23 protein-coding genes and 1 other RNA gene are annotated in these 26,520 nt (G+C 65.8%); 8 read left to right on the top strand and 16 right to left on the bottom strand.

Annotated features, from left to right (window positions below):
* Positions 1–7 precede the first annotated feature (7 nt).
* From Q9K01_RS09710 to putP, 3 genes are read right to left on the bottom strand one after another with little or no spacing between them, the layout of a single operon-like run.
* Positions 8–376 carry a VOC family protein gene (locus Q9K01_RS09710; RefSeq protein WP_305930050.1) on the bottom strand — a complete coding sequence of 123 codons (369 nt, stop codon included), beginning with the start codon at positions 374–376 and terminating at the stop codon, positions 8–10.
* Positions 377–387: 11 nt separating this feature from the next.
* Entirely contained in the window at positions 388–2,184 is a 1,797-nt protein-coding gene (gene ggt / locus Q9K01_RS09705; RefSeq protein ID WP_305930049.1) for a gamma-glutamyltransferase, read from the bottom strand.
* A complete protein-coding gene (gene putP / locus Q9K01_RS09700; protein ID WP_305930048.1) occupies positions 2,184–3,668 on the bottom strand; it encodes a sodium/proline symporter PutP in 1,485 nt (494 codons plus the stop codon). Before putP ends, ggt begins: the two co-directional genes overlap by 1 nt.
* A gap of 156 nt (positions 3,669–3,824) precedes the next feature.
* Between putP and Q9K01_RS09695 the strand changes: the two genes are divergently transcribed.
* Positions 3,825–6,167 (top strand): TonB-dependent receptor, encoded by a 2,343-nt coding sequence (locus tag Q9K01_RS09695; RefSeq protein ID WP_305930047.1) that lies wholly within the window; start codon positions 3,825–3,827, stop codon positions 6,165–6,167.
* A gap of 70 nt (positions 6,168–6,237) precedes the next feature.
* Positions 6,238–7,035, top strand: a complete 798-nt coding sequence (locus tag Q9K01_RS09690) for a hypothetical protein (protein ID WP_305930046.1) — start codon at positions 6,238–6,240, stop codon at positions 7,033–7,035.
* A 7-nt stretch (positions 7,036–7,042) separates the two neighbouring features.
* Here the strand turns inward: Q9K01_RS09690 and typA are convergent, their stop codons facing one another.
* Positions 7,043–8,872 (bottom strand): translational GTPase TypA, encoded by a 1,830-nt coding sequence (gene typA / locus Q9K01_RS09685; RefSeq protein WP_305930045.1) that lies wholly within the window; start codon positions 8,870–8,872, stop codon positions 7,043–7,045.
* 254 nt (positions 8,873–9,126) lie between these two features.
* Here typA and Q9K01_RS09680 point away from each other — a divergent pair, with 254 nt between their 5' ends.
* On the top strand, positions 9,127–11,769 hold the full coding sequence (locus Q9K01_RS09680; RefSeq protein ID WP_305930044.1) for a TonB-dependent receptor: 2,643 nt from the start codon (positions 9,127–9,129) through the stop codon (positions 11,767–11,769).
* 132 nt (positions 11,770–11,901) lie between these two features.
* Here the strand turns inward: Q9K01_RS09680 and Q9K01_RS09675 are convergent, their stop codons facing one another.
* Both Q9K01_RS09675 and Q9K01_RS09670 read right to left on the bottom strand, forming a co-directional pair.
* Positions 11,902–14,409: an ABC transporter permease gene (locus tag Q9K01_RS09675; protein WP_305930043.1), complete on the bottom strand. Its 2,508-nt coding sequence runs from the start codon at positions 14,407–14,409 to the stop codon at positions 11,902–11,904.
* A complete protein-coding gene (locus Q9K01_RS09670; RefSeq protein ID WP_305930042.1) occupies positions 14,406–15,122 on the bottom strand; it encodes an ABC transporter ATP-binding protein in 717 nt (238 codons plus the stop codon). Before Q9K01_RS09670 ends, Q9K01_RS09675 begins: the two co-directional genes overlap by 4 nt.
* A 47-nt stretch (positions 15,123–15,169) precedes the next feature.
* Here Q9K01_RS09670 and Q9K01_RS09665 point away from each other — a divergent pair, with 47 nt between their 5' ends.
* Entirely contained in the window at positions 15,170–15,871 is a 702-nt protein-coding gene (locus Q9K01_RS09665; RefSeq protein ID WP_305930041.1) for an arylesterase, read from the top strand.
* Between the two features lie 9 nt (positions 15,872–15,880).
* Here the strand turns inward: Q9K01_RS09665 and recF are convergent, their stop codons facing one another.
* Complete coding sequence (recF, locus tag Q9K01_RS09660) at positions 15,881–16,972, bottom strand: DNA replication/repair protein RecF (RefSeq protein WP_305930040.1); 1,092 nt, start codon at positions 16,970–16,972, stop codon at positions 15,881–15,883.
* A gap of 383 nt (positions 16,973–17,355) precedes the next feature.
* On the opposite strand from recF, the gene Q9K01_RS09650 reads away from it, so the two are divergent.
* Both Q9K01_RS09650 and Q9K01_RS09645 read left to right on the top strand, forming a co-directional pair.
* Complete coding sequence (locus Q9K01_RS09650) at positions 17,356–17,469, top strand: recombination protein F (RefSeq protein WP_305930038.1); 114 nt, start codon at positions 17,356–17,358, stop codon at positions 17,467–17,469.
* Positions 17,466–17,681 carry a PspC domain-containing protein gene (locus Q9K01_RS09645; RefSeq protein WP_305930037.1) on the top strand — a complete coding sequence of 72 codons (216 nt, stop codon included), beginning with the start codon at positions 17,466–17,468 and terminating at the stop codon, positions 17,679–17,681. Before Q9K01_RS09650 ends, Q9K01_RS09645 begins: the two co-directional genes overlap by 4 nt.
* Positions 17,682–17,724: 43 nt before the next feature.
* Here Q9K01_RS09645 and Q9K01_RS09640 read toward each other — a convergent pair whose 3' ends face one another.
* The 5 genes from Q9K01_RS09640 to Q9K01_RS09620 form a co-directional block, all read right to left on the bottom strand.
* Positions 17,725–18,519 (bottom strand): SDR family oxidoreductase, encoded by a 795-nt coding sequence (locus Q9K01_RS09640; RefSeq protein ID WP_305930036.1) that lies wholly within the window; start codon positions 18,517–18,519, stop codon positions 17,725–17,727.
* Positions 18,516–19,061 (bottom strand): NUDIX hydrolase, encoded by a 546-nt coding sequence (locus Q9K01_RS09635; RefSeq protein WP_305930035.1) that lies wholly within the window; start codon positions 19,059–19,061, stop codon positions 18,516–18,518. The genes Q9K01_RS09640 and Q9K01_RS09635 overlap by 4 nt, the downstream gene beginning before the upstream one ends.
* Positions 19,062–19,189: 128 nt before the next feature.
* Entirely contained in the window at positions 19,190–19,864 is a 675-nt protein-coding gene (locus Q9K01_RS09630) for a TPM domain-containing protein (protein ID WP_305930034.1), read from the bottom strand.
* The gene (locus Q9K01_RS09625; RefSeq protein ID WP_305930033.1) at positions 19,865–20,686 is read right to left on the bottom strand and encodes a TPM domain-containing protein; all 822 of its coding nucleotides are present in this window, start codon (positions 20,684–20,686) and stop codon (positions 19,865–19,867) included.
* Positions 20,687–20,724: 38 nt separating this feature from the next.
* Positions 20,725–21,366, bottom strand: coding sequence for a LemA family protein (locus tag Q9K01_RS09620; protein WP_305930032.1), 642 nt, complete (start codon positions 21,364–21,366; stop codon positions 20,725–20,727).
* A gap of 158 nt (positions 21,367–21,524) precedes the next feature.
* On the opposite strand from Q9K01_RS09620, the gene mscL reads away from it, so the two are divergent.
* Complete coding sequence (mscL, locus tag Q9K01_RS09615; RefSeq protein ID WP_305930031.1) at positions 21,525–22,025, top strand: large conductance mechanosensitive channel protein MscL; 501 nt, start codon at positions 21,525–21,527, stop codon at positions 22,023–22,025.
* Positions 22,012–22,353: a transfer-messenger RNA gene (gene ssrA, locus Q9K01_RS09610) on the top strand. Before mscL ends, ssrA begins: the two co-directional genes overlap by 14 nt.
* A gap of 70 nt (positions 22,354–22,423) precedes the next feature.
* Here ssrA and Q9K01_RS09605 read toward each other — a convergent pair.
* From Q9K01_RS09605 to Q9K01_RS09590, 4 genes are all read right to left on the bottom strand, one after another.
* Positions 22,424–22,663, bottom strand: coding sequence for a hypothetical protein (locus Q9K01_RS09605; RefSeq protein WP_305930030.1), 240 nt, complete (start codon positions 22,661–22,663; stop codon positions 22,424–22,426).
* A 196-nt stretch (positions 22,664–22,859) separates the two neighbouring features.
* On the bottom strand, positions 22,860–24,110 hold the full coding sequence (locus tag Q9K01_RS09600) for an N-succinylarginine dihydrolase (RefSeq protein WP_305930029.1): 1,251 nt from the start codon (positions 24,108–24,110) through the stop codon (positions 22,860–22,862).
* A gap of 106 nt (positions 24,111–24,216) precedes the next feature.
* On the bottom strand, positions 24,217–25,233 hold the full coding sequence (locus Q9K01_RS09595) for an arginine N-succinyltransferase (protein WP_305930028.1): 1,017 nt from the start codon (positions 25,231–25,233) through the stop codon (positions 24,217–24,219).
* Positions 25,230–26,468, bottom strand: a complete 1,239-nt coding sequence (locus Q9K01_RS09590; RefSeq protein WP_305930027.1) for a hydrolase — start codon at positions 26,466–26,468, stop codon at positions 25,230–25,232. Before Q9K01_RS09590 ends, Q9K01_RS09595 begins: the two co-directional genes overlap by 4 nt.
* Between the last annotated feature and the right edge of the window lie 52 nt (positions 26,469–26,520).

Here is a 26,520-nt window from a genome sequence, read left to right as displayed (position 1 = left end):
GCGGCCTTTATGGCGCCGCGCATTGCTCCCACAGCTCGATCTTGATGCCGTCGGGATCGAGCAGCCAGGCGAACTTGCCATAGCCCTCGTCCGCGCTGTCGAGCACATCGACGCCCTTGGCCTCAAGTTGCGCAACCATGGCGTCGCAATCGTCCACGCGTAGATTGATCATGAAGCCGCCGACGCCCGGCTTGATATAATCGTCATCCTTGAAATGGCTGACGAGCGAATAGGGCTGCTCCTTGGGCTCTTCCGACCACATCAGCTGCGGGCCGTAGTCACCCTCGATCCCAAGCACCTCGCGATACCAGAGGCGCGTCGCTTCGGGGTCCTTCACCACGTAGAAGACCCCGCCCAGTCCGGTAACCTTCGCCATCGCTGCTCTCCTCAGTAGCCGCTTGCCTGCCCGTCCTTGCGCATCTCGGTCGCACCGGTCAGCACGCCCGTTTCAGGGTCACGGGCGATCGCCTGATAACCGCCGAACATGATGCCGTCGTCGATCACCTCGACCTTGTGGCCCATCGCGCGCAAGCGCTCGACCGTGGCCGCCGGAATGCCCGGTTCGACGAACAGCGTGCCCAGCGGATCGGCGGATGGGCCGGTCAGCGGTTCGGTGGGCTGGCGCCCGCCATCGTGGTTGATCCGCGACGCATCGCCCGCTTCCTGCAGGTTCATCCCGTAGTCGACCAGATTGATCAGCACCTGGACATGGCCCTGCGGCTGCATCCCGCCGCCCATCAGCCCCAGCGTCATCCACGGCTTGCCGTCCTTCTTCACGAAGGCAGGGATGATGGTCTGGAAGGGGCGCTTGTTCGGTTCGTAGGCGTTGGGATGCGCAGGATCGAGGCTGTAAAGCTCGCCGCGATCCTGAAACATGAAGCCCAGCCCGTCGGGGGTCAGCCCGCCGCCCATGCCGCGGTAGTTGGACTGGATCAGGCTGACCATCATCCCCTCGCCATCGACTACGGTGAGATAGGTGGTGTCGCCTTCGCCCTCGAGCTTGGGCTCGCCGGGTCCGAATTCAGGGGTGGCGCGCGCCGGATCGATCAGCGCGAACCGCTCGCGGCCGTATTCCTCGCTCAGCAGTTCGGCGGGCAGTGCGGCGAAGTCCGGATCGGCGTAGAAACGCGCGACATCGGCATAGGCGAGCCGCTTGGCTTCCGTGATGTAATGGATCGCCTCGGGGCTGCCGCGCTCCCATTGCGCGAGATCGACATGTTTGAGGATATTGACCATCTGCAGCGCCGCGAAGCCCTGGCTGTTGGGCGGGAGCTCGCACAATTCATAGCCGTCGCGGTAGAGCGCGCAGGCCGGGTCGACCCATTCGCTGTCATGCGCGGCGAAGTCCGCGAGCGTGTAGGCCGAGCCCTGCGCCTGCAGGTAATCGACCATCACCTGGGCCAGTTCGCCTTCGTAAAAGGCATCGCGCCCTTCGCGTCCGATGGTCTCGAGCGTGGCGGCCAGATCGGGGTTGTGGAAGATCTCGCCCGCCTCGGGCGCGCTGCCGTCGGCGAACCAGGTGGCGCGCGCATTGGTGAAGTCGAACGGGATGGTCTGCTGCCGCGCCTCGAAGGATCGCAGGCTGCGCTCGAGATACATGGCGATGACGGGCGCTACCGGATGCCCTTCGCGGGCGTAGCGCACGGTGGGGGCGAGCACGTCGCTCATCGGCAGCTTTCCGAACCGCTCGTGCATCGCGAACCAGGCGTCGACGGTGCCGGGGATGGTGACGGGGAGCGGGCCGACCGGTGGCAGCGCTTCAGCATCGCCGAGCTTGGCGCGCAATTGCGCCAGCGTCTGGCCGCTGGGCGAGCGGCCCGACCCGTTGATGCCGTGGAGCTTGTCTGTCGCGGGATCGTAGACGATCGCGAACAGATCGCCGCCGATGCCGTTGCCGGTCGGCTCCATCAGCCCCAGCGCGGCATTGGCGGCGATCGCAGCATCGACCGCGCTGCCGCCCGCCTTGAGGATGTCGAGCGCGATCTGCGTCGCCAGCGGATGCGCAGTGGCGGCCATGCCGTGCTCGGCGATCACCGGGCTGCGCGACCAGTTCGCGCCGACCGGACGGCCCCCGGCGCCGATCTGCTGTTCGATCGGGCGCGCGCCCGGCGTCTCCTGCGCCTGGCCCCCGGTCGCGGCGAGCGCGAGCGCGGCGATGCCGGCCAGCAGCGTATAAGGCTTCATTATGCTCTCTCCAGATTCCCGCTGGCACTCTGAGGCTGCGTCGCCCTGCTGACAAGCACGATGGCGAGCCAGCTGGCGATGAAGCCCGGGACGATCTCGTAGAGCCCCTGTCCGCCGATGAAGTCGGCGTTGAACCCCAGCGCGATCCACAGCGCGACCGTGCCCGCGCCGACCACCAGCCCGGCCACCGCGCCCGCGCCGGTCATCCGGTCCCAGGTCAGCGCCAGCAGGATCAGCGGACCGAACGCCGCGCCGAACCCGGCCCAGGCGTTGGCGACCAGCCCCAAGACTTCGCTGTCCGGATCGGCGGCGATGACGATCGCGGCCAGCGCGACCAGTGCGACGCAGATCCGCCCGACATTCACCGCCTCGCGCTCGCTGGCGTGCTTGCGCAGGAACAGGCGGTAGAAATCCTCGGTCAGCGAGCTGGAGGAGACCAGAAGCTGCGAGCTGATCGTGCTCATGATCGCGGCCAGCAGCGCGGCGAGCAGGAAGCCGGTGACCAGCGGGTGGAACAGCAGTTCGGACAGGACGATGAAGATGGTCTCGGGATCGTCGACCACCAGCCCGTTGCGATTGGCATAGGCGCGCCCGGCCAGCCCGACGCCGAGCGAACCGGCCAGCGCGACCGCCATCCAGATCAGCCCGATATTGCGCGCAGCCGGCACATCCTCGACGCTGCGCACGGCCATGAAGCGAACGATGATGTGCGGCTGCCCGAAATAGCCCAGCCCCCAGGTCACCGCACTGATGAAGCCGAGCGCGGTCAGCCCCTGCGTGAGGCTGAGGAAGCCTTCCACCGGCACTTCGGCGAGCGAGGCGCCGCCGCTGCCCCCTTCGCCGAACATCACCACCAGCGGCATCAGCACCAGCGCGACGACCATGATGCAGCCCTGGACGAAATCGGTCAGGCTGACCGCGAGAAAGCCGCCGACCATGGTGTAGGCCAGCACCACCCCGGCGGTGATCCAGATGCCCAGCATGTAATCGCTCATGCCGATTCCAGGCAGCAATGCGACGAAGGCGGTTTCGAACAGCTTGCCGCCGCCGACAAGCCCGGCCGCGGTGTAGACGGTGAAGAAGGCGACGATCACGATCGCGCTTACCACGCGCAGCACCACCGCCTTGTCGGGGAAGCGATTGGCGAGGAATTCGGGAATGGTCAGCGCATTGCCCAGATCCTCGGTCTGGCGGCGCAGCCGCGGCGCGACGATGAACCAATTGGCGACCGCACCCAGGAAAAGGCCGATCCCGATCCAGGCCTCGACCAGCCCGGCGGCGAACAATGCGCCGGGTAGCCCCAAGAGCAGCCAGCCCGACATATCCGAGGCCCCGGCGGAGAGCGCCGCCACGCCCGGCGACAGATTGCGGCCGGCCAGCAGATAGCCTTCGCTGGTGTCGGTCGATCGCTTCCAGGCGAACAGACCGATGGCAAGCATCAAGATGAAATAGAGGGCGAGGGTGATCAGGGTTCCGGTTTGCATGAGCCGGCGATTAACAAAGGCGAGGGAGAATTGCCACTCGCACGGCTGCGGGGGGTTTTTCGCGCCGTTTCACCGCACCGCAACATAAGTGTCGTGGCCCTGTCACCACAGCGGCGCAGGGGCGCGGCGAACCTCCAAAAAAAAAGGCCCCTCGACATGCTTGCCAGACGCTCCGCCTTCGCCTTCTTCGTCGCGACGACCGCGCTCGTCCCGTTTGCCCCGGCGTTTGCGCAAGCCGCCGCTCAGCCGGACGGCCCTGCCGAGGATGCAGCCATTCGCGGCAATGAGATCATCGTCACCGCGCAGAAGATCGAACAGCGCGCGGTCGATGTGCCGATCACCATCTCGGCGCTCACCGGCGAGCGGATCAGCGAGCTCGGCGTCACCGATCTCGACGAACTCTCCAACTATGTCCCCGGGCTCAACATCCAGGAGCAGAGCGCCAACAATCCGGGGATCGTCATCCGCGGGATCACCTCGGATTCGGGCTCCTCGCAGCAGGGTCCGCGCGTCACGCTCTATTACAACGGCGTCGATATCTCGCGCTCGCGGGGCTCCTATCAGGCGATCTACGATCTCGACCGGGTCGAGGTGATCAAGGGCCCGCAGGCGACGCTGTTCGGCACCGCCTCGGCGGTGGGCGCGATCAGCCTGGTTTCCGCGCGACCGCGCGAGGGCTTTTCCGCCGAACTGACCGGCGGCTACGGCAATTACGACCAGACGCTGCTGTCGGGCTATGTCAACGCGGGTTCGGATGTTCTCGCCGGACGGATCGCCTTCGAATGGCGCACCCGCGACGGCTATGTCGAGAACCTGGCACCCAGCCAGGAGGAAGAACTCTATTCGCAGGACAATCTGGGCGTCCGCGGCTCGCTGCGCTTCACCCCGAACTCCGACCTCACGGTCGATCTGATTGGCACCTTCGACCGCCAGCGCAACGGCGGCACGCCCTTCATATCGGGCAGGTTTGCAACTCCGGCCGGCCCCGCCGATCCCTTCGGCGACGCATTCCTGGGCGGCTCCCCCTATTCGGAGGCGGCATTGGGCAACAGCCAGCTCGGGCTCGAGCGCGAAATCTACGATGTGAACCTGACCGCCGAATATGCCTTCGGTGACAGCTGGACCTTCACGACGGTGAACGGCTATCGCGAATTCGACAGCGCCGAAGTGTTCGATGCCGATGGCGGACCCGCACCGTTCCTCGAATTCGCGGAGATCGCCGATGGCTGGCAGTTCAGCCACGAAGGGCGCTTTTCCTATGTCGACCGTTCCTGGCGCGCGGCGTTCGGCTGGAACTTCTTCACCGAGGACGGGCGCCAGAACGTGCCCTTTTCGACCGAGGAAGGGACCTTCCTGCAGTGCCTCACCAGCCTGGCGACGCCCAGGCCGCTGATCCCCGGCATTCCCTGCGTCGGCCCCGATGGCAGCGTTCCCGCCAGCCTGGTGACCGCCCTCGCGACCCGCGGTGCCGCCACCGCGATACCTTACACTTCCGCCTTCGAGAACCGCGGCGACAACGACAGCTATTCGGTGTTCGCCGACGTCACCTGGCTCCCGACCGACCGTCTCGAACTGACCGCTGGTGCGCGGCTGCTGATCGAGGAGCGGCGCTCGGCCTATACCACCGATGTGCCCGATTCGGTGCTCAGCGGCGCGCCGCTGATCCCCGGACAGATCGACACCAACGGTCAGGTGTTCACCGCCGACCGCAGCTTCTCCGCCGTCCTGCCGCGTTTCAACGTGCTCTATCGCCTCAACGACGATTTCAACGTCTTTGCGACGGCGTCGAAGGGTCGCCGGTCGCCGGTCGTGCAATTGAGCGCCGCTCGCGCCGGCGGCGTGGCGGTGCCCAACCTGCAGGTCGTGCCCGAGGAAACCGTGTGGAATTACGAGGGCGGGTTGAAGTTCGGGACCGGCATCGTCTCGGGCTCGCTCGGCGTCTATTACCAGAAGTACGACGGCTTCCAGATCAGCGTCATTCAGGACGACGGCAGCTCGCGCACCGAAAGCGCGGGCACGGCGAGCAATCTCGGCGTCGAGGCGGAACTGGCGGTCGATCCGACCGATTGGCTCAGCGTCTTTGGCAATGTCGGCTACATCGACGGCGGCATCGACGAAGGCAATGATTTCGCCCCGCAGTTCGCCGGCGCCCGATTCCGTCTCCAGCCCGAATGGCAGGCGGCGGCCGGGTTTACGATCGACGCGCCGCTTGGCGGCGGAATTCGCTTTTTTGCAACGCCGTCGATCACCTATCGCAGCCGGATATTCTTCGAGGTGCCCAACGATCCGCTGATCTCGCAAGGTCCGGTCACGCTGATAAATGCCCGTGCCGGATTGAGTTTTGCGGACGATCGCCTCGAGGTTGCAGGTTTCATCCGCAATGCGACCGACGAGGATTACCTGCTCGACGCAGGCAATACGGGCGGAGCATTCGGCATTCCGACCTTCATTCCGGCCGAACCGCGCTTCTACGGGATTCAGATCACCGGCCGTATCTGACCGCCGGTTTGGAAGGGCTTCGCCCTCTCGCCAAGCGGGAGGGCGGAGGCTATCGTCGGGACATGACCCGATGTTCCCGTTGTTCGCTGCCAGGTGGGACCGGTCGGATTTGACCGCCTCGCTCACCCTGTTCACCGGCCTCATGGCCCTGGCGTTTTGCCTGGTGCACCTGTTCGTCGGGCAGTTGCGTTTTCTCGACCGGAATCCGCGCAGCCGCTGGCTCAGCTTCTCAGGCGGGGTCGCGGTGGCCTACGTCTTTCTCCACATGCTGCCCGAACTCGGTGCAAATGCAGGCGCGTTCCACCGTGCGACTGGACTCGACGAGGTGATGGCCGAAAGCGCGGTCTATCTGCTCGCTTTGTTCGGAGTGGCGGCCTTCTACGGCACCGAGCGGGCGCTGAAACGCAGTCGGGGGCAGGACAAGGACCAGATCGAGCAGGCGAGGCCCGAGAGCAGCGTGTTCTGGCTGCACATCGCCGTCAGCAGCCTGCTGATGTTCGTCATCGGCTATCTGCTCAACCACCGCGAAGACACCAGCCTGATCGGGCTGGCGCTGTATTTCTTCGCGATGATCCTGCACTTCGTGACCGCCGACTTCGGCACACGCGGCGACCATCCCGAACTCTACGACGATCGCGGCCGCTGGATACTGAGCGCGGCCACACTGGCGGGTTGGTTGCTGGGCACGCAATTATCCGTGCCCGAGATCGCCATCGGCGGGTTGTTCGCCTTCGTTTCGGGCGCGATCGTCCTCGTGGTGCTCAAGGAAGAGCTGCCCGAGGAGAGGAAAAGCTTTTTCCTCCCCTTCGCAGGCGGCACGCTGCTCTATGCGGCACTGGTGCTGAGCGAACAGGCGCTGAGCGCCTGAACGCGGATCACCCGCCTTTGCGCTTGGCTTTCTTGCGCTCGTTGGGATCGAGGATCGCCTTGCGCAGGCGGATCGTCTGCGGGGTCACCTCGACCATCTCGTCGTCGTCGATATAGGCGATCGCCTGCTCCAGCGTCATCGCGCGCGGCGGGGTGAGACGGATGGCGTCGTCCTTGCCGGTCGAGCGGAAGTTGGTCAGCTGCTTGGACTTGAGCGGGTTGACCTCGAGATCCTCGGGCTTGGCGTTCTCGCCGATGATGATGCCCTCGTAGATCTTCTCGCCAGCACCGATGAACAGCTCGCCGCGTTCCTCCAGCGCGAACAGCGCATAGGCGGTCGCTTCGCCGGAGGAATTGGAGAGCAGCACGCCGTTCTGGCGCCCGCCGACCGCACCCTTGTAGGGGCCGTATTTCTCGAACAGCCGGTTCATGATCCCGGTGCCGCGCGTGTCGGAAAGGAACTCGCCGTGATAGCCGATCAGCCCGCGGCTGGGCGCCGAGAAGGTGATGCGGGTCTTACCGCTGCCGCTGGGGCGCATCTCGGTCAGCTCGGCCTTGCGGCGCTGCATCTTCTCGACGACGGTGCCCGAATGCTCGTCGTCGACATCGATGACCACGGTTTCATAGGGCTCGAGCCGCTTGCCGTCTTCCTCGCGGAACAGCACGCGCGGGCGGCTGATACCCAATTCGAAGCCTTCGCGGCGCATCGTTTCGATCAGCACGCCGAGCTGCAATTCGCCGCGACCGGCGACCTCGAAACTGTCCTTGTCCTCGGCTTCGGTCACGCGGATGGCGACATTGGTCTCCGCTTCGCGCAGCAGGCGGTCGCGGATCAGGCGGCTGGTGACCTTGGAGCCTTCGCGGCCGGCCAGCGGGCTGTCGTTGACGCTGAAGCGCATCGCCAGCGTCGGCGGATCGATCGGCTGTGCGGGGATCGGCGTCTTGACCGAAGGCTCGGCGACGGTGTTGGAAACGGTCGCCTTCTCGAGCCCGGCGAGCGCGATGATGTCGCCCGCCTGAGCGGTTTCGACCGGAACGCGGTCGAGCCCGTCGAAGCTCATCAGCTTGGTGGCGCGGCCGACCTCGACCACCTTGCCGTCGACGTCGATGGCATGGATCGGATCGTTGACCCGGACGGTGCCGGACTGGATCCGCCCGGTGAGCACGCGGCCCATGAAATTGTCGCGGTCGAGCAGCGTCGCAAGGAAGCTGAACGGGCTGTCGGGGTCGAGACCCGGCGCGGGCACGTGATCGACGATGAGCTTGAACAGGGGATCGAGATCGCCCGAGCGCGCATCCTTGTCCGCGCTCGCATAGCCGTCGCGGCCCGAGGCCCAGAGCGAGGGGAAGTCGAGCTGCTCGTCATTGGCGTCGAGGCTGAGGAAGAGCTCGAAACATTCGTCGAGCACCTCGTCGGGGCGCGCGTCGGAACGGTCGATCTTGTTGACGACGACGATCGGCTTGAGGCCCAGCGCCAGCGCCTTGCCGGTGACGAATTTGGTCTGCGGCATCGGCCCTTCGGCGGCATCGACCAGCAGGATCACGCCGTCGACCATCGACAGGATGCGCTCCACCTCGGCGCCGAAATCGGCGTGGCCGGGGGTGTCCACGATGTTGATCCGGGTATTGGTGCCGTCATGCTCCCATTCGACGCTGGTGCATTTGGCGAGAATGGTGATCCCGCGCTCCTTCTCGAGGTCGCCCGAATCCATCGCGCGTTCCTCGACGCGCTGGTTCTCGCGGAAGGTGCCGGACTGGCGGAAAAGCTGGTCGACGAGCGTGGTCTTGCCATGGTCGACATGGGCGATGATGGCGATATTGCGCAGATCGCGGGACATGGGGCGGGTGCTTTCGTGGGGGAGTGTGGGGGGTGTCGGGTTCGCGCGCCCCTACCGCAGGTGCCCGCCAACGGCAAGCGCGCAGGGCTCGAAATGCCCGCTGGCGCCGCGGGTGTGAATTGCCTGCAACAATCGCGCAACAATTCGACCAACGACGCAACAATGGGATTGAGCGACCCGAATCCTCCCCCTAAGGGCCACCTCAGAGACGCACGGGAGAGACGCGCGTCGCGTTCGCACAAAGAGGACCTTTCATGCACATTTCCGTTTCCGCGCGCCTGCTTGTCGGCGCCGCTGCCTTTGCTTTGACCCCTGCCAGCGTGTTTGCGCAGGACGTGACCGAAAACGATCCGGTCCGCACCCAGGACAATGATTCCGAACTGACCAACGATGTGGCCGACGTCGCCCCGGCGACCAATCCCAATGTCATCGTCGTCACCGCCACCAAGCGCGAACAGACGCTGCAGGAGGTTCCCGTGTCGGTCAGCGTGACCACCGGAGAAACCCTCGAGCGCGCCGAAATCCGCGACCTGCAGGACCTGCAGACGGTGTCACCCTCGCTGCGCGTGAGCCAACTGCAGAGCTCCGCCAACACCACCTTCATCATCCGCGGGTTCGGCAATGGCGCCAACAATGCAGGCGTCGAGCCCTCGGTCGGCGTGTTCATCGACAACGTGTTTCGTTCGCGGTCGGCAGCCCAGATCAACGATATGGCGAACGTCCAGCGCGTCGAGGTCCTGCGGGGTCCGCAATCCACGCTGTTCGGGAAGAACGCCAGCGCCGGCGTGATCTCGGTCGTCACCCGCGAGCCGCAGTTTGCCTTCGGCGGCTCGGTCTCGGCGACCTATGGCAATTACGACAACATCGTGCTCAAGGGCGATGTCACCGGCCCGCTGACCGACAGCGTCGCCTTTTCGCTCGACGGCAATTTCAACAAGCGCGACGGCTATGTCGATGTCGTCAATCTCGACGAGCAGATCAACGAGCGCAACCGCTACTCGGTGCGCGGCCAGCTATTGTTCGACAACAACGGTCCGCTGCGTCTGCGTGCCATCGGCGACTATTCCAAGATCGACGAGCTGTGCTGCTACGCCGGCAACCTCATCGCCGGCCCGACCGTTCCGCTGATCTTCGCAGTCGGCGGTCAGATCGTGCCCGAGGACGTGTTCTCCGACCGCACTTATCTCAACCAGCTGCCGGTCAACGAGATCGAAAGCTATGGTGGTTCGCTGCAGGCGGATTATGAATTGGGCGCGATCTCGCTGACCTCGATCACCGCCTATCGCGAGCTGCGCAGCTTCAGCGAGCAGGATGTCGATTTCTCCAGCGCCGACGTGGTTTCCGAATTCCGCGACCAGGCGATCGACACCTTCACGCAGGAACTGCGGGTCACTTCCGACTTCGACGGACCGCTCAACTTCCTGCTCGGCGGCTTCTACTTCAAGGAAGACGTCACTCAGAACAGCGGGTTGACCAACGGCCCGCAGGCGCGGCCGTTCTTCGATCTGCTCGCGGGTCGGGGCGTCCCCGGCACGCTGGCGGGCGTCGAAGCGGCGCTCGGCTTCCAGAGCGGTTCGATCTTCGCCACCGGCCCCAGCACCCGCGAGTTCTTCACGCTGGATAACGAAAGCTACTCGATCTTCGGCACGGTCGATTTCGAAGTCACCGACCGGCTGACGCTGACCGGCGGCTTCAACTACACCGACGACAAGAAGGACTTCACGCTGGCGCAGCAGTCGCTCGACCCGCTGGCCAACGTCAATCTGGTGGATGCGGTGATCGTCGGTCAGATCGCCGGTGCCCTGGGCATCGCGCCGGGCCAGGTGACTCCGACGGTGATCGGTCAGTTCGCGCAAGGCAATCCGGCAGCCTTTGGTGCGATCGCGGCTGCGGCAACCAACCCTGCCACCAACCCGCTGCTGGCGCTGCGTCCGCTGCAGTTCCTGCCGCCGTTCCTGAACGTGCCCAATGCCATTGAGCCGGGCCAGACCCGCGACGACGACTGGAGCTACACGCTCCGCGCCGCCTACGACATCACCGACAACGTGAACGCCTATTTCACCTATGCGACGGGCTTCAAGGCGAGCTCGGTCAATCTGTCGCGTGACAGCCGTCCGTTCCCGAGCGACTACACGCCGGGTCCGTTCGGCAGCACGATCCTTGCTCCGTCGTCGCCGATCCGCGATGCCGGATTGGCAGTGCCGAACCTCACCACCGGAACGCGCTTTGCCTTGCCGGAGGAGGCCATGGTCTACGAGCTGGGTCTGAAGGCACAGTTCGACAGGATCGGGTTCAACCTCGCATTGTTCGATCAGACGCTGGAGAATTTCCAGTCGAACGTCTTCACCGGTACCGGCTTTGCGCTGGCCAACGCGGAAGAGCAGTCGACCCGGGGCTTCGAATTCGACGCAACCGTGACGCCCGCCGATCCGCTGGTGTTCACCTTCGCTCTGACCTACCTCGACCCGATCTACGACAGCTTCACGAATTCGACGCTGGGCGATCTGACGGGCCAGCGTCCGGCGGATATCCCCGAATTCACCATCGCCACTTCGGGCACCTATACGCATGAATTCGGAGCCAGCGGCAATCTGTTGATCGGGCGGGTGGACTTCTACCACGAGAGCAACACGCAGATCGTCAACGGCCTGACCGGTTTTCCGACCATCGCGCAGGGCATCGCGGTGGCGCGCCAGTTCCGCCGCGAGGTGAACCAGGTCAACGCCTCGCTCGCCTTCGTGATGGACAATGGCTTCGAGCTTTCGGGCTACGTCCGCAACCTCACCAACGAACGCTACCTCACGGCGGTGTTCGACGGTGTGGCGCAGGCAGGGACGGTGTCGGGCTACCCCAACGCACCGCGCACCTACGGCGTGACGGCTCGCTTCCGCTTCTGAGCGGCAAGCCGCCGATCAAGGGAAACGATGGGAAAAGGGGGCTTCGCGGCCCCCTTTTTTTGTCTGCCGTCGCGGGGAGAAATCGCAAGCGCAGGAAGACGCGGGCGGCTTTGCGCCTGCTGCCGTCGCTCCCTAGAGCGTGCGCAAGGCCTGCGCCGGTTTCGCCCGCAGCAGGGGGAACGAGCCCATCACCGCGAACACCAGCACCACCGCTATCCCCAGCCCCAGCACCGCCAGCACCGTGAGCCAGTCGGGCAGCCAGTCGAATTCGAAGAGTTGGGTGACCACCAGCCAGGCGGTGAGGCTGCCGAGCCCGAGTGCCACCAGCGCCAGCACACCGGCCAACAGCAGATATTCGACCAGCTGCATCGTCAGGATCTGGCGGCGATTGGCGCCGAGCACGCGCAGGATCACGGTGTCGTAGGTCCGCTGCGCGCGGGCAGCGGCGATCGCGCCCAACAACACGGCGAGCCCCGCCAGCACCGCCACGCCTGCGGCAGCGAGCGTCGCCAGCCCGACCTGTTCGAGCAGCGTGCGCGCCTGTTGCAGCACATTGCCGACCTCGATCACGGAACTCGAGGGGAATTCGCGCACCAGCGCCTGCAGCAGGGGTCCGGTCGGGGTGCCTTGTGTCAGCTCGATGGTGGCGGCGAGATTGTGCGGTGCGTCGCGGATGGCGTTGGGGCTGAGTACGAAGACGTAGTTGAAGCCCAGGCTTTCCCAGTCGATCCGCCTGAGATTGGCGATCCGCACGGTTCGTTCGACCCCGAGGACCCCGAAGGTCAGCAAATCGCCGATCTCCAGCCCGGCTGCCTCGGCGAATTCCTCGTCGATCGAAACCAGCGGCTCGCCGCTATGGAACGGTCCCCACCACTGGCCCGCGACGATGGTGTTGCCGTCGGGGACATCGTCGGCATAGGTCAGGCCGCGCTCGCCGCGCAGCGCCCAGGCCCCGTCGGGAATCTCTTCGAGCGTGGCGGTGCGGGTCATCTCGCCTTCGGAGCCGAAGGCGAGCACCGCTCCGCGCAACGCCGGGACGGCACGGATGCTTGCCTGTTCGTCCTCGGCCCAGACCAGCCGTTCGAAATCGCCCACCCGATCGCGCGGGATGTCGAGCACGAAATAATCGGGCGCCTGCTCGGGGACGCGCTGCTCGATATTGCCGTCGATCGCCGTTTGCACCGCTGCCAGCAGGACGAAGGCGGCAAGACCGAAGCCGAGCGCGGTCACCAGCGCGGTGGTGTTCGATCCCGGGCGATGAAGATTGGCGAGCGCATTGCGCGCGATCGGACTGGACGGGCGCGGCAGCGCGGCGGCGAGGCGGCGGATTCCCATGGCGAGCAGCGCGAGCAGTCCGAGCGCGACGGCGGCTCCGGCAAGGAACATCGCCGAGAGTTCGGGGCGGCTGGCGGTCAGCAGCGCCAGCGCGACGATCGCCACGAGACCTGCCGCCACGATCTTCCAGGCCCGGCGGTCGCGGCCGAGCGGGGCGATCCGCGCACGCATCAGCGCCATCGCGGGAAATTGTCGAGCGCGCATCAGGGGCGGAGCGGCGAAGATCAGCGCGACCAGCAATCCATAGGCCAGCGCCAACAGGATTGCGCCGGGATCGATCACCACGCCGCTGTCCACCGGCAACAGGCCCTGCAGCGCGAGCGCCAGCACCGGGGTGACGGCGATGCCCACCACAATGCCGGCAAGGCTGCCGACCATGGCCGCAGCGAAGATCTGCAGCGCGTAGATGCGTGCGATATCGCCGCTGCTCGCGCCAAGGATCTTGAGCGTGGCGATGCCCTGGCGGCGAGCATCGAGATAGGAGGTGACGCCGCCGCCGATGCCGATTCCGGCAATGACCAGCGCGGCGAGCCCGACCAGCGTCAGGAATTCGCTCATCCGGCTGACGAAGCGGTCGGCGCCCGGCGAGGCGCGGTCGGCGGTGCGGAAATCGAACCCGGCTTCGGGGAAGCGGGCCTCCAGCGCCTCGCGCACCTCCACCGGATCGCGCATCGAGTCGAAGGCGACGCGGGTCTTGGTCTGATACATCGAGCCCGGCGCGATCAGACCGGCACGGATCGGCAGCTCTTCGGCGGCGATCACAATAGGGCCGAGCTGGAAGCCTTCGCTGAGCTTGTCGGGTTCGCTGGCGATGATGCCGCCGACCGTGAGCCTCTGCGTCCCGATGGTGACCGCGTCGCCTGTCGCGATGCCGAGCCGGTCGGCCGCACCCTGGCCGAGCCAGACTTCTCCGGCTGGCGGCGCGCCCACCGAGCGCCCGTCCTGGAGCGCCAATTCGCCATAGAGCGGATAAGCGTCGTCGACCGCCTTGAGCCCGACCGGGACCGCCTGCTCCCCTGCGCGCGCCATCGCTTGCATGCGATAACCGCGCGAGAGTTCGCCATATTCGGCCAGCGCGGCGGTTTCCTCATCGTCAAGACCGCGCTGCCACAGCTCGATCTCGAGATCGCCGCCAAGCAGTTCCTGCCCGCTGGCGGCGATTTCCCGTTCGATCGCCGCGGTCAGAGAGCCGATTGCGGTAAGTGCCCCGGTGCCCAGGAACAGGCAGACCAGCAGCAGCCGCAAGCCGCGGAACCGGGCGTTGAGATCGCGCCGCGCAATCCGCCAGGCGGTCGCCCAGCTCATCCGCGCGCCGCCGCTTCCCCGGTGTCGGCCTTTGTGTCGGTTGCGATCCGGCCATCGGCGAGGGTGATGATCCGGCCGCATTGCTCGGCGAGCTCGGGATCGTGGGTGATCACCAGCAGCGTCGCGCCGGTCTCGGCGCGGCGGGCGAAAAGCAGGTCGACGATCTCGTGACCGGTCGCGGCGTCGAGATTGCCGGTCGGCTCATCGGCGAAGATCAGCGCGGGGCGCGCCGCGGTGGCGCGCGCGATGGCGACGCGCTGCTGCTCGCCGCCGGACAATTGCTGCGGATAATGGTCGAGCCGGTGGCCGAGCCCGACCGCTTCGAGCTCGGCACGCGCTCGGGGCTGGGCATCGCTCTCCCCCGCGAGCTCCATCGGCGTGGCGACGTTCTCCTGCGCGGTCATGGTGGGGAGCAGGTGGAAGGCTTGCAGTACGATGCCGATCCGGCCGCGGCGGGCATGGGCCAGCGCGTCCTCGCCCATCGCGGCGAAATCCTCGCCGGCGACGCTGAGCGTGCCGCCGCTGGCGCGTTCCAGCCCGGACAGCACCGCCATCAGCGAACTCTTGCCGGAACCCGAGGGGCCGAGCAGGGCCACGGTCTCGCCCGTCTCGACCCGCAGGTCGATCCCGCGAAGGATTTCGACCGGGGCCTGCTCGGTTCCGAGTGTGAGGGTGAGGTTTTGGGCGAGGATCGTGGGGGAGGGGTTTGTCACGATCCTGCGATGGCATAGGGAAGGTGGTCGCACAAGGAAGCACACCGATGAACATACGAAACTGGTCGACTGGCTGCGCCGCGCTGGCGCTTGCCGCCTGTTCGGGCGAGGCGACGCAGGCCCCTGCTGTCGCCGACGAAGCGAGCGTCGAAGCGCCTGCGCTCGAGGTGGCGGTCAGCGGCGAGGAGCGGCGAATCCTCGCCTTCGGCAACAGCCTGTTCGCAGGCTATGGTCTGGGCGAGACCGAAGGCTATCCGGAACAGCTCGAGGCCGCGCTGCGGGGTCAGGGCTTGAACGCTCGCGTGATCGACGCCGGGGTGTCGGGCGACACCAGCGCCGCCGGGCGCCAACGCCTTGCGTTCACTCTCGATGCGCTGGAGACACCGCCCGATCTGGTGTTGCTCGAGCTGGGCGGAAACGATCTCCTTCGCGGGCTCTCGCCCGATCAGACCCGCGCCAATTTCGCGGCCATGCTGGGCGAATTGCGCGAGCGCGACATTCCGTTGCTGATCATGGGAATGCGCGCGCCGCCCAATTACGGGCCCGAATACCAGCAGAGTTTCGACGCGCTTTATGGCGAGCTGGCCCGCGAGTACGATGCGCCATTGGTGCCGTTCTGGCTGGAGAGCATCTACCAGAACCCCTCGCTGTTCCAGTCCGACCGGATCCATCCGACGGCAGCGGGGATCGAGGCGCTGGTGGCCGACACGCTGGACGAGGTTCAGGCGGCGCTGCCGCAAGCCGAATAGGGCGCGCGCCTATCGACGTTCCACCGACCCCTCGGCGACGGCCCAGACCGCGGCTTCGTCGGCGATCGCCTCGAAGGGTGCGAGCTCGGTTCCGGTGATCCAGACCTGCGCGCCGCCCGCGCGCAGCCGCTCGAACAAAGCCTCGCGCCGCGCGGGATCGAGATGCGCGGCGACTTCGTCGAGCAGCAGCAGCGACGCGCGCCCCTTGGCCGCCAGCGCGGCGTGCGCGATGGTGATCGCGAGCAGCAGGGCCTTCTGCTCTCCGGTCGAGCAGCGCGCGGCAGGCACCCGTTTTGCGGCGTAGAGCACCTCGAGATCGTCGCGATGGGGGCCGTCGAGCGTGCGCTGCGCTGCGCGGTCGCGGCGGCGATGGTCGTGCAGCGCCTGCGAAAGGCCTTCGTAGCCGAGCGGTCCGCCGGCTGCGTAGCTCAGCGCGGGGCGGGGGAAGGGCGCTTCGGGCTGCGCCACGATCTCCGCCATCAGCGCATCGACCAGCCGCGCGCGCCCCTCGCTCAGCGCGGTGCCGTGCTCGGCCAGCTGCGCCTCGATCGCATCGAGCCAGCGCGGATCGGGCTCGCGATCGTCGGAGAGCAGCCGATTGCGTTCGCGCAGCGCGGTCTCGTAGCGCCCCGCATGGCGCGCGTGGATCGGATCGATCGCCAGCGCCAGCCGGTCGAGATAGCGCCGCCGGTCCTGCGCTGCGCCGGTGAACAGGCCGTCCATCGCCGGGGTCAGCCAGCCGATCGCCAGCCATTCGCCCAGCGCGACCGCGGCGCTTTCGGCACCGTTGACGCGCACCCTGCGACGCCCCGGCTGCGCGCCTTGCGTGTAGGTGCCCAGCCTGACCGGATCGTCCGCGCCGGTGTCTGCTCCAACAAGGCTCGCGCCCACCGCGAACCCGTCGCCGGCGCCGCTGCGCACCATGTCAGTCAGCGCCGCGCGCCGCATTCCGCGCCCCGGGGAGAGCAGCGACAGCGCCTCGAGCACATTGGTCTTGCCCGCGCCGTTGGCGCCGACGATCAGGTTCATCCGCGCCGCGCCTTCGAGCGTGCTCTGGGCGTGGTTGCGGAAGTCACGAAGCGAGATGCGGTCGAGCGCCATGGGCTTGCCGAGCGATAGCGGGGGCCCCCGAGCGAGGCCAGCCGGAAACGCAGGTTCCAAAACTTGGTGAAAATTCCCAACCTTTCGGAAGGGTGAGGGGTGTATTGGGCGGCGGAATGGTGAACAATGGCTGAATTGAGAGGTTTTCGCGAATTGGCACGGGGGTTGCAAACTACCCGATGTCCCCGGAATGGCCGGGGTTCAGGAATAGAAAAGGACCAGCCCCATGTCGTTCAACACCGTCAACAACGCCCTCGCCGCCGTCGCCGCCATCGCCTTCTCGGTCGTCGTCATGGCCGCCGCGATCGTCCCCGCCAGCCCGACCGGCTTCATCGCCTGATCCAAGCATCGCACAATAACCTCACTCAAGCAGGAAGGAAATCATGCTCAATTTCTCAAGCAGCAAGCTGTTCGCCGCCGGTTTCTCGCTGGCGCTCTCGGGGATTTTTCTGGCCATGGCCATCGTCCCCGCTTCACCCGCAGGAGTGATCGCATGAGCGATCTGCGCCAATCCGGTCCCGGCGGTCCGCCATCGAAGAGCTTCCGGCTCGACCGCCAGAGCGGCAAGCTGATGGGCGTATGCGCCGGCATCGCCAACTACTTTGGGATCGACGTCATGCTGGTGCGGCTGGGTTTCGTGCTCGCCACGCTGGTCGGCTTCGGCAGCCCGATCCTGATCTACCTCGCGATCGGCCTGATCGCGGATTGAGAGGCGCGGAGCGTTCCGCGCCTCTTCTCGTCACCAAGTTCGATCACATGGCCGAGATGCCGCCGTCGAGCTTGAGCTCCGCGCCGGTCATGAATTTGCTCTCGTCGCTGGCGAGATAGACCACCGCATTGGCGATATCGTCGGGCTCGCCGACCGTCTTGAGCGGGATCTGGCGCGCCAGCTTCTCGAGCAGGACCGCCTTGTCGAGATTGTGATGGCGCGCGGTCCCATCGAGGATGGGCGTGTCGACGAAAGTCGGATGCACCGAATTGCAGCGGATGTTCATCCGGTTCTTGGCGCAATGCAGCGCGATCGATTTCGACAGCATCCACACCGCCGCCTTGGACGAATTATAGGCGGGCATGGTGTCGCTGGCGATCAGCCCGGCGATGCTCGAGATGTTCACGATCGATCCGGGCGCGTGCTCGCGCATCAGCGGCAGCGCCTTTTGGCAGCCGTGAAAGATCGAATCGACATTGACCGAGAAGCAGCGCTTCCACTCGTCGAAATCGCAGGTCTCGATATTGCCGCCCACGCCGATCCCGGCGTTGTTGACCAGCACGTTGAGCCCGCCGAGATGGTCGCGCGCGGCTTCGACGGCGGCTTCCCAAGCTTCCGGATTGGTGACGTCGTGGACGATGGCAAAGGCGGTGCCGGCGCCGAGCTGCGCATTGATCAGCGTCGCGGTTTCCTGCGCGCCTTCGCCGTTGATGTCGGTGCACAGCACGCGCGCGCCTTCCTCTGCCAGCCGGGTCGCATGCGCGCGGCCCAGCCCCTGCGCCGCGCCGGTCACCAGTGCCAGCTTGCCCGCGCAGCGATTGCCTCTGGTTTTTGTCATGTTTGCTCTCCCGCAATGATGCTGTGTCCCAGCAGCAAGAGCAGGCGCACATCCACGCCGCAACCTTCGAAGCGCTTGCGCTCGAGGAATTGCGCAAGCTGGGTGCGGGGCACGCGGTGGACCGTGATGTCCTCGCTCTCGGTGCCGCCGCCTTCGCCGACCTGTTCCAATTGCGTGGCCCGAACGAGGGTGAAGCTTTCGCTGACCATGCCAGGCGAAGAATAGAAGGTGCCGCAATCCTCGATGTTTCCGGCGCGATAACCGGTTTCTTCCTCGAGCTCGCGTCCGGCGGCGGCCAGATCGTCCTCGTCCTCCCCACCGTCCGCGTCGCCGATCAACCCGGCGGGCAGTTCGATGCAATTGCGCCCCATAGGCACGCGGTACTGCTCGACCAGGATCACGTCGTCGTCGATCAGCGCGAGGATCACCGCGGCGCGGATGTTCCGCGTACGGCCGACATATTCCCAGCGCCCCCGTGTCTTGGCGACGACATATTTTCCCTGCCAGACGATTTCTTCCGGCGCGTCGCGGTCGACGGTCATGCGGTCGTTCTCATTTCGTCATTGCGAGCGGAGCGAAGCAATCCAGAGAGCCATCCGCGCCGCTTCTGGATTGCCGCGCGGCTTCGCCGCTCGCAATGACGAAGTGTCGGAAAATATCCCGGGGAGCATCAAACCTCGATCAGTCGGTCGGGCAATTCGTTCTCGTCGTCCGCGCTGCGCGGGAAATGCTCGGCCAATACCTGTCCGACATCGCGGACCCCGGCGGCCAGCCCTTCGGCCACGCAGCCGCGCCTGATTTCAACCAGCATGTCGGCCATCGCCTCGCCCCAGACCTCGGCGGAAACCTGCTCCGCGATCGGACGGTCGGCGACGATCTCTGCGCGGTGCTCCTGCATCGAGAGGTAGATCAGCACCCCCGTGCGCCCATGCGTGCGGCGCTCGGCGCCGACCTTGAAATGGGAGATCGCGCGGTCGTGGACGCGTGCGGTCTTGACCGGTCCGGGGACCACGCGGAACTTGAGCGCATCCCATGTCAGCAGCAGCCAGGCGAGCGCGAATGCGATCAGCCCGAGCATGATCGTCATCGTCGCGATCTCGCCCGTGGTCCATTCATGCGTCCAGCCGCCGATCAGCGAATCCCACAGATCGAGGAAGGGCTGCGGCAGAAGCGCGAACAGGCTCATCGCAGTAAAGGCGATCCCGACGGACCACATCAGCACCACATCGGTATAACCGTCCGAGCGATCGGCGAGCACGGTAACGATCTCGCCGCTGGTGGTGCTTTCGGCCTGCGCCACTGCATCGGTGACGATGGCGTGTTGGTCTTGCGTCAAATAGGCCATCTACCACCCCCCGGAGGCGCCGCCGCCCCCGAAACTGCCGCCGCCACCCGAGAAGCCACCGAACCCGCCGCCGCCTCCACCTAAGCCGCCGCCGCCAAAACCGCCGCCATCATGATCGGACAATCCGCCGATCACCGCTTTGCCGACTTCCCACAGAATGATGTCGCGCGCGAAATTGCCGGCGCCGCTGCCGCGATAGCGCCGCTTGCCGCGGCGGCCGAACATCGGCAGCACGAAGAAGAAGAGAATGAAGCCAAGCCAGATCAGAGCGCCGATCGGGAAACCGCCTTCGCCTGCGCGCTCGCGCTCCTGCGCGGCCTGCTGAGCGATCGCTGCGGCCTCTTCGGGGGGTAGCTGGAGCTGGGTCAGAATGCGCTCGGCACCCAGCGCGATCCCCGCGGAGAATTGCCCGTCGCGGAAGAAGTCCTTCATTTCCTCGATATATTCGAACGCCAAGCCATCGGGCAGGATCCCTTCGAGCCCGTAGCCGACCTCGATCCGCATCTGCCGTTCGTTGGGTGCGACGATCAGCAGCACACCGTCATCGCGTTCGGAGTCGCCGATCCCCCATTCGCGGCCCAGTCGATAGCCGTAATCGGCGATCTCATAGCCCTGCAGATCGGGGAGAGTGACGATCACGAACTGGCGCTGGTTGCGCTCCTCGAACGCGTCGAGCTGCTGCGTCAGCTGCGCTTCGGTCGCTTCGTCGATGATGTTCGCGGCATCGACGATCGGCGCGGTGCCGCGCTCGGGAAAATCCTGAGCCAGCGCGGCGGGCGCCAGCGCGAAGGCGGTCAGCAGCACGAGAAGGCGGCGAAGCATTCCGACCGGGTGGGTCATGCGGGCGATGTCGGCCCCGCTCAATTGGCGGCGGGGGCGGTGTCGCTGCGACCCATGTCGAGCGTAGGCGCGACCTCGGCGCCCTCGGTCGCGGCCTCATAGGGCACGAGCGGCTCTGCGCCATGGATGATGTTGGCGCCGATCGTGTCCGGGAAGGTGCGGATGGTGGTGTTGTACTGACGCACCGCCTCGTTGTAGTCGCGGATCGATGTCGAGATGCGGTTTTCCGAACCTTCGAGCTGCACCATCAGACGACCGAAATTCTCCTGGCTGCGGAGTTCCGGATAGCGTTCGACCGAGACCAGGAGCCGCGACAGCGCGCTACCCAGCTGGCTCTGCGCCTGCTGATACTGTTGCATCGCCTGTGGGTCGTCCAGATCATCGGCGTCGATCTGGATTTCGGGACGCGTAGCGGCGGCGCGCGCTTCGATCACGCTCTGCAAGGTGCCGCGCTCCTGCTCGGCGGACGAAAGCACCACCTGCTGGAGGTTGGGGATGAGATTCGCGCGGCGCTGGAACTGGGCCTCGACATCGGCCCATTTCGCCTTGGCGTTCTCTTCCGCGGCGGGGACCGAATTGATGCCGCAGGCGGACAAGGTCAGCGCCATGGCGGCGATGCCGAGTGCCTTGCCTGCGGTGCGGATGGTTGCGATGCGATTCATGGCGTACCCCTCGATGGAAAACTGTCTTAGCTAGATAGCACGGCTGCCGTCGCTTTCAAGCGGGAGCGGCTCCTTCGGTAAGGCTTGAGGCGGATTCTCCGCCGTGGCAGGGGGACGGCCACGATACGCGAAAGATAAGCCAACCGGGGGGCTACGCCATGAAACTGGGATCCGAGTTCAAGAAGTTCATCGCGCGCGGAAACGTCATCGATCTCGCGGTCGGGGTGGTGATCGGCGCGGCCTTCAGCGGGATCATCACGCAGCTGACGCAAGGCGTGCTGATGCCGCTGATCGGCTGGATCTTCGGAGACATCGACTTTTCGAACTGGTTCCTGCTGCTGGGCGAGGTGCCCGACGGGTACGAAGGTGCGCTCGACAATTACGAACAACTCAAGGAAGCGGGGGTGGCGATGATCGGCTATGGCGCGCTGCTGACCGCACTGATCAACTTCCTGATCGTCGCCCTGGCGCTGTTCGTGCTGGTGCGCAGCGTCAACCGCGTGACCGAGGAAATGCAGCGCAAGCAGGCGGCGACCGAGGACAGTTCGCAGAATCCCGAAGTGCCTACCGATCCGCAGCTCGACGTGCTCAAGAAGATTCTCGCCGAGCTCAAACGCGAACCCGCCACGCCCTCCGATCCTTCGTCCACTTCACATTAAGCTTCGCATCGCTATATGGGGCGGGTCGGTTTCGGCCGACTATGGCGATAAAGTGCTGCGTACAATAGGCACAACGGACCCGGGGGCAGTACCCGGCGGCTCCACCACCAGCGGCGAGAAACCGCCTTTGATGCTGGGGCCGAACTAGGATCGACGTGTGTTGAAAAGCGCAGTTTTTGCTCGGGCTGAGTAACCCGTTCAAGGCTCAAAACCATAAGTGCCAATGACAATGAAGCACTCGCTCTCGCTGCGTAATTTGATGGCCTAGCGGCCTGAATTTACAAAGCCAAAGCGCGGTTGGACCCACCGGGCAACAGAAGGGATTCCGGGGCTCCGGGGGTAGCTAGCAACAGAAACCCCCACCTTCTTCATAGTGTCGGCAGATCGCAGCGCGCAGCCTACCGGCTTTGCTCGGCTCGTCTGGCTGCCTGTTCGTAGCGGATGGCATCGAGGATCTTGGCGCCGCCCAGGAATACGGCACCCGCGGTTGCGGCCCACAGCAGATAGCCGCCGATACCCGGATATTGCACCGTGTATTGCACGCCGCGGGTCATCGCGCCCAGAGCCAAGGCGAAGATGATCAGATACGCTTCGAAGCGCGTCTTGATGACAAACAGCCTTTTGATCCTGCGCAGCACGCCTGCTCCCTTGGGTTAACCGCTAGGAATGCAAGCCTTATACCAATGAGGCATAGCGGCGGTTCCAAGGGTTAATTGCATGCTGGGCTGTAAGGTTCGCCGACAGGCGGTGTCCAGCGCGGCTCGCCGGAAATCAGCGATCGTTTTTACCCTGTCCCGCCGCGGGTCATTGCGGCTCTGCCGTCTTGCTCCCGGGTCAGGCCAGTTCGTCGAGTGCCAGCACTCCAAGCAACGCCTCGCGCGCCTCGATCACGGTCTTGGCGAGCGCTTCGCTACCGATATCGACGGGGTCGATCTGTTCGGGCCACATCTCGGCGATGACGGATTCCGCCCGCTCGATCCGACCCTCGTCCAGCAGGAAGCGGGGATCCACCGTCGCGGGATCGGCGACCACGCGCAGCCGCAAACAGGCCGGACCGCCGCCATTGGCCATCGATTGGCGAACATCGACGGGAAGGACCTGTCGGATCGGTCCACTGCCCGCGAGTATGCGCTCGCACCATGCCCAAACCGAAGCGCTCTCCTGGCATTCGTTCGGCACCACCAGCGCCATCTCCCCATCGGCCAGTGTGAGCAATTGGGCGTTGAACAGATAGGTTCGGATCGCCTCTTCCAGGCTCACCGCCTCCTCGGGCACCTCGACCACTTCGAGGGCGGGGAAGGCGCTGCGCATTGCCTCATAGGCACCGTGCTGATCGGCAAAGGCGCGCGCATGGGTGAACAGCACATGTTCGTTCGCCACCGCGACGACATCGTTGTGGAACGCGCCCGCGGCAATCGCCTCGGGGTTCTGTTCGATGAAAACGCAGCGCGCCGGATCGAGCCCGTGCTTGCGCGCCACCGCACGGCTGGCCTGCTCGTGCTGGCGGGCAGGGAAGCGGCCGCCCTGCTGGCCATAGACGAACACCTCGACACCCGTGGCGGAATGGCTCTCGCACAGCCGCATGTGGTTCGCCGCGCCCTCGTCGCCGAAGCTGGCGGGTACCGCGTCGTGAACTGCGAAATGGCGCTCGTCGGCAAAGGCCAATGCCAGCTGCCGCCTGGTATCGCGCCATTCCTGGCCGCGATGGATCATGGTCACCAGATTGGCCGGGGTCAGATGGCAGCGGCCATCCGCCGTATCGGGTGCGGGACTGACCGTGGCGGCGTTGGCGGTCCACATCGAGCTCGCCGACCACGCCGCTGCGATCAGCGCCGGCTCGCTCGCCGCATCGAGCGCGAGTTCGCGGATCAGAGCGAAATTGGGGCGCGGCAGCGGCAGCAGGAAGCCCTGCGCCAACCCCAGCTCAAGGTTCGACCGCATCTTGGCCATGCCCTGCAGCGCGGCGGCGCGTGGATAGGACGGTTCGCCCTTGTGGCTGGCACTGGCGATATTACCCAGGCTGAGGCCGGCGTAATTGTGGCTAGGACCGACGATGCCGTCGAAATTGATTTCGACGAGGCTCATTGCATGGGTCTCGTCGCCCCGGACTTGATCCGGGGCCTCGTTCCGCAAGCTCCGTCCCTGCGAAGAGGGATCCGAGCTTCCGCCGGGATAACGCGATGCAGTTTCGTCACCGCGGCACGCTCCACACCTCGTCGCCCGCGACGACATCGAGCGTCCGCGCGCAGGCTTCGTCGATCGCCATCGTGCCGTCCTCGGCGATCTCGCACTGGCCATAGGCGCAGCGGAAGCTATCGAGCGTTCCGGTGGCGATCAGCGCGCGCTGGCCGATGTCGAGATCGGTCGCGCTGAGCTTGCCCGGGCGCGCATCGCGAACGCTGTGCACCCGGTCGATGCGAGTCGACATGGTCGGGCCGCCATCGAAGATGTCGACATAGCCTTCATAGGCGAAGCCTTCGTGTTCCAGCATCCGCATCGCCGCGCGCCCGGTGGGGTGGGGCAGGCCTATCACCTTGCGCGCTTCCTCGTCGAGCATGGCGACATAGACCGGATGCTTGGGCATCAGATCGGCGATGAACTGGTTGCCGTTGATGGCGTTGAAATAATCGGCTTCCTGGAAGCTCATGCCGAAGAACCGCCCCGCTACCCCGTCCCAGAAGGGGGAACCGCCGGCATCGTCGATGATGCCGCGCAATTCGGCGATGATCCGGTCGGCGAAGCGCAGCCGGTGCATGGCGATGAACAGATAGCGGCTGCGCGCCAGCAGCAGACCGAGCCCGCCGGCCCTTTCGTTGGGATGCAGGAACAGGCCCCCGACCTCGCTCGAACCTTCCAGATCGGTGGTCAGGCTGAGCAGCTCGGCCCGGACCGTACGGTCCAATTCCTGCGAATGCTGGGTCAGCGTGGTGAGGCGGTAGGAATAGAACGGCCATTGCTGCCCGACCTGCGTGAACAGCTGGCAGGTGCCGCGCACCTGACCGGTTTCGGTGTTTTCGAGCACCAGCACGAATTGATCGTCGCCGAGGCGATCGTCGTCGCGGGCGAAGGCAGTGGCGGCGCGTTCGAGCTTGGCGCCCAGCGACTGGCGATCCGCGGGAAGGTTGGTGAACCCGCCCCCCGTCAGCTTGGCCATTTCGTAGAGCGGTTCGATATCCTCGAGGCGCGAGGCGCGCAGGCGAAAGCTCACTTGCGCTCTCCGGCAGCAGCGACGGAGGCGAGCGGATCGCCCGATGCCAGCCTCTCAAGCACCATCGCCGACAGGGCGGCGCGTTCGACCAACGAAGGAACGATCATGAACTCCTCGGATGAATGAATCTTGCCGCCGCGTACGCCCATAGTGTCCACCACCGGCACGCCGGAGGCGGCGATGTTGTTGCCGTCGCACACCCCGCCGGTCGGCTGCCAGCCGATCTCGCGCCCCAGCTGCGCGCCGCAGGAGCGGACCAGATCGAACAATTTCTGCGCGCGGACATCGACCGGCTTGGGCGGGCGGGTGACGCCGCCGTGGCGCGCGACCGAGACCCCGTGCTCCGCCTCGATCGCGCGCAGCTGCGCATCGAGCTCGCTATCGAAGCGGTTCATCGCCGCTGTGGTCTTGGGGCGAATGTTGAAGCGCAGGATCGCGAGATCGGGCACCACATTGTTCGCCGCGCCGCCCTCGATCTTCGCCGGATTGACGGTGATGTCTTCGCCCGCCAGCGACGCGACGCGCAGGACCAGATCGGAAACCGCCACCACGGCGTTGCGCCCGTCCTGCGGATTGCGCCCGGCATGCGCCGAGCGGCCGCGGACGGTGATCGAATAATTGCCCGTGCCCCCGCGCGCATGGGCGAGAGTACCGTCGGGCAGGGCGGAGGGTTCGTAGGTCAGCGCGGCGTATTTGCCTCGCGCCAATTCGTCGATCAGACCGCTGCTGGCGAGGCTGCCGGTCTCCTCATCCGAATTGATCATCACATCATAGCCCAGTTCGCCGGCCTGCGCGCTTTGCTCGAAGGCCAGCAGCGCGTGGAGCATCACGCAGAGCCCGCCCTTCATATCGGCGGTGCCGGGCCCATTGAGCGTTTCCTCGTCGAGCCATTCGACCGCCTGGAACGCATGATCGGCAGGGAAGACGGTGTCCATATGGCCGGTCAGCACGACGCGGCGCGCCGCCTCGGGCCGCACCCGCAGCACCATGTGGTGCCCGTGCGGCTTGGCGAATTCGCTGCCGTCCGCCGCGATCGCGGTAACTTCGGCAGGTTCGACCAGCTCGACCTCGCCGGGAAGCCGCGCGAAGGCCGCGCCCAGTCTCTCGGCCATCACCGCCAGGCCGGAAAGATTGCCGGTCCCGCTGTTGACTGCCGCCCAGTCGAGCACCTGTTCGAGCATCGCGTCGCCATCGATGCGGGCGAGTATTTCCTTGGTGGGAGCGTCCATCGTCATCGCCAAGGCCCTTAGACCGCGGGCGCGACATGTCCAACCCCGCCCCGCAGGC

Source organism: Qipengyuania benthica (genome assembly GCF_030717865.1).
In the GTDB taxonomy this organism is placed as follows: Bacteria; Pseudomonadota; Alphaproteobacteria; order Sphingomonadales; family Sphingomonadaceae; genus Qipengyuania; species Qipengyuania benthica.
This window is presented reverse-complemented; position numbering and strand designations above follow the sequence as displayed.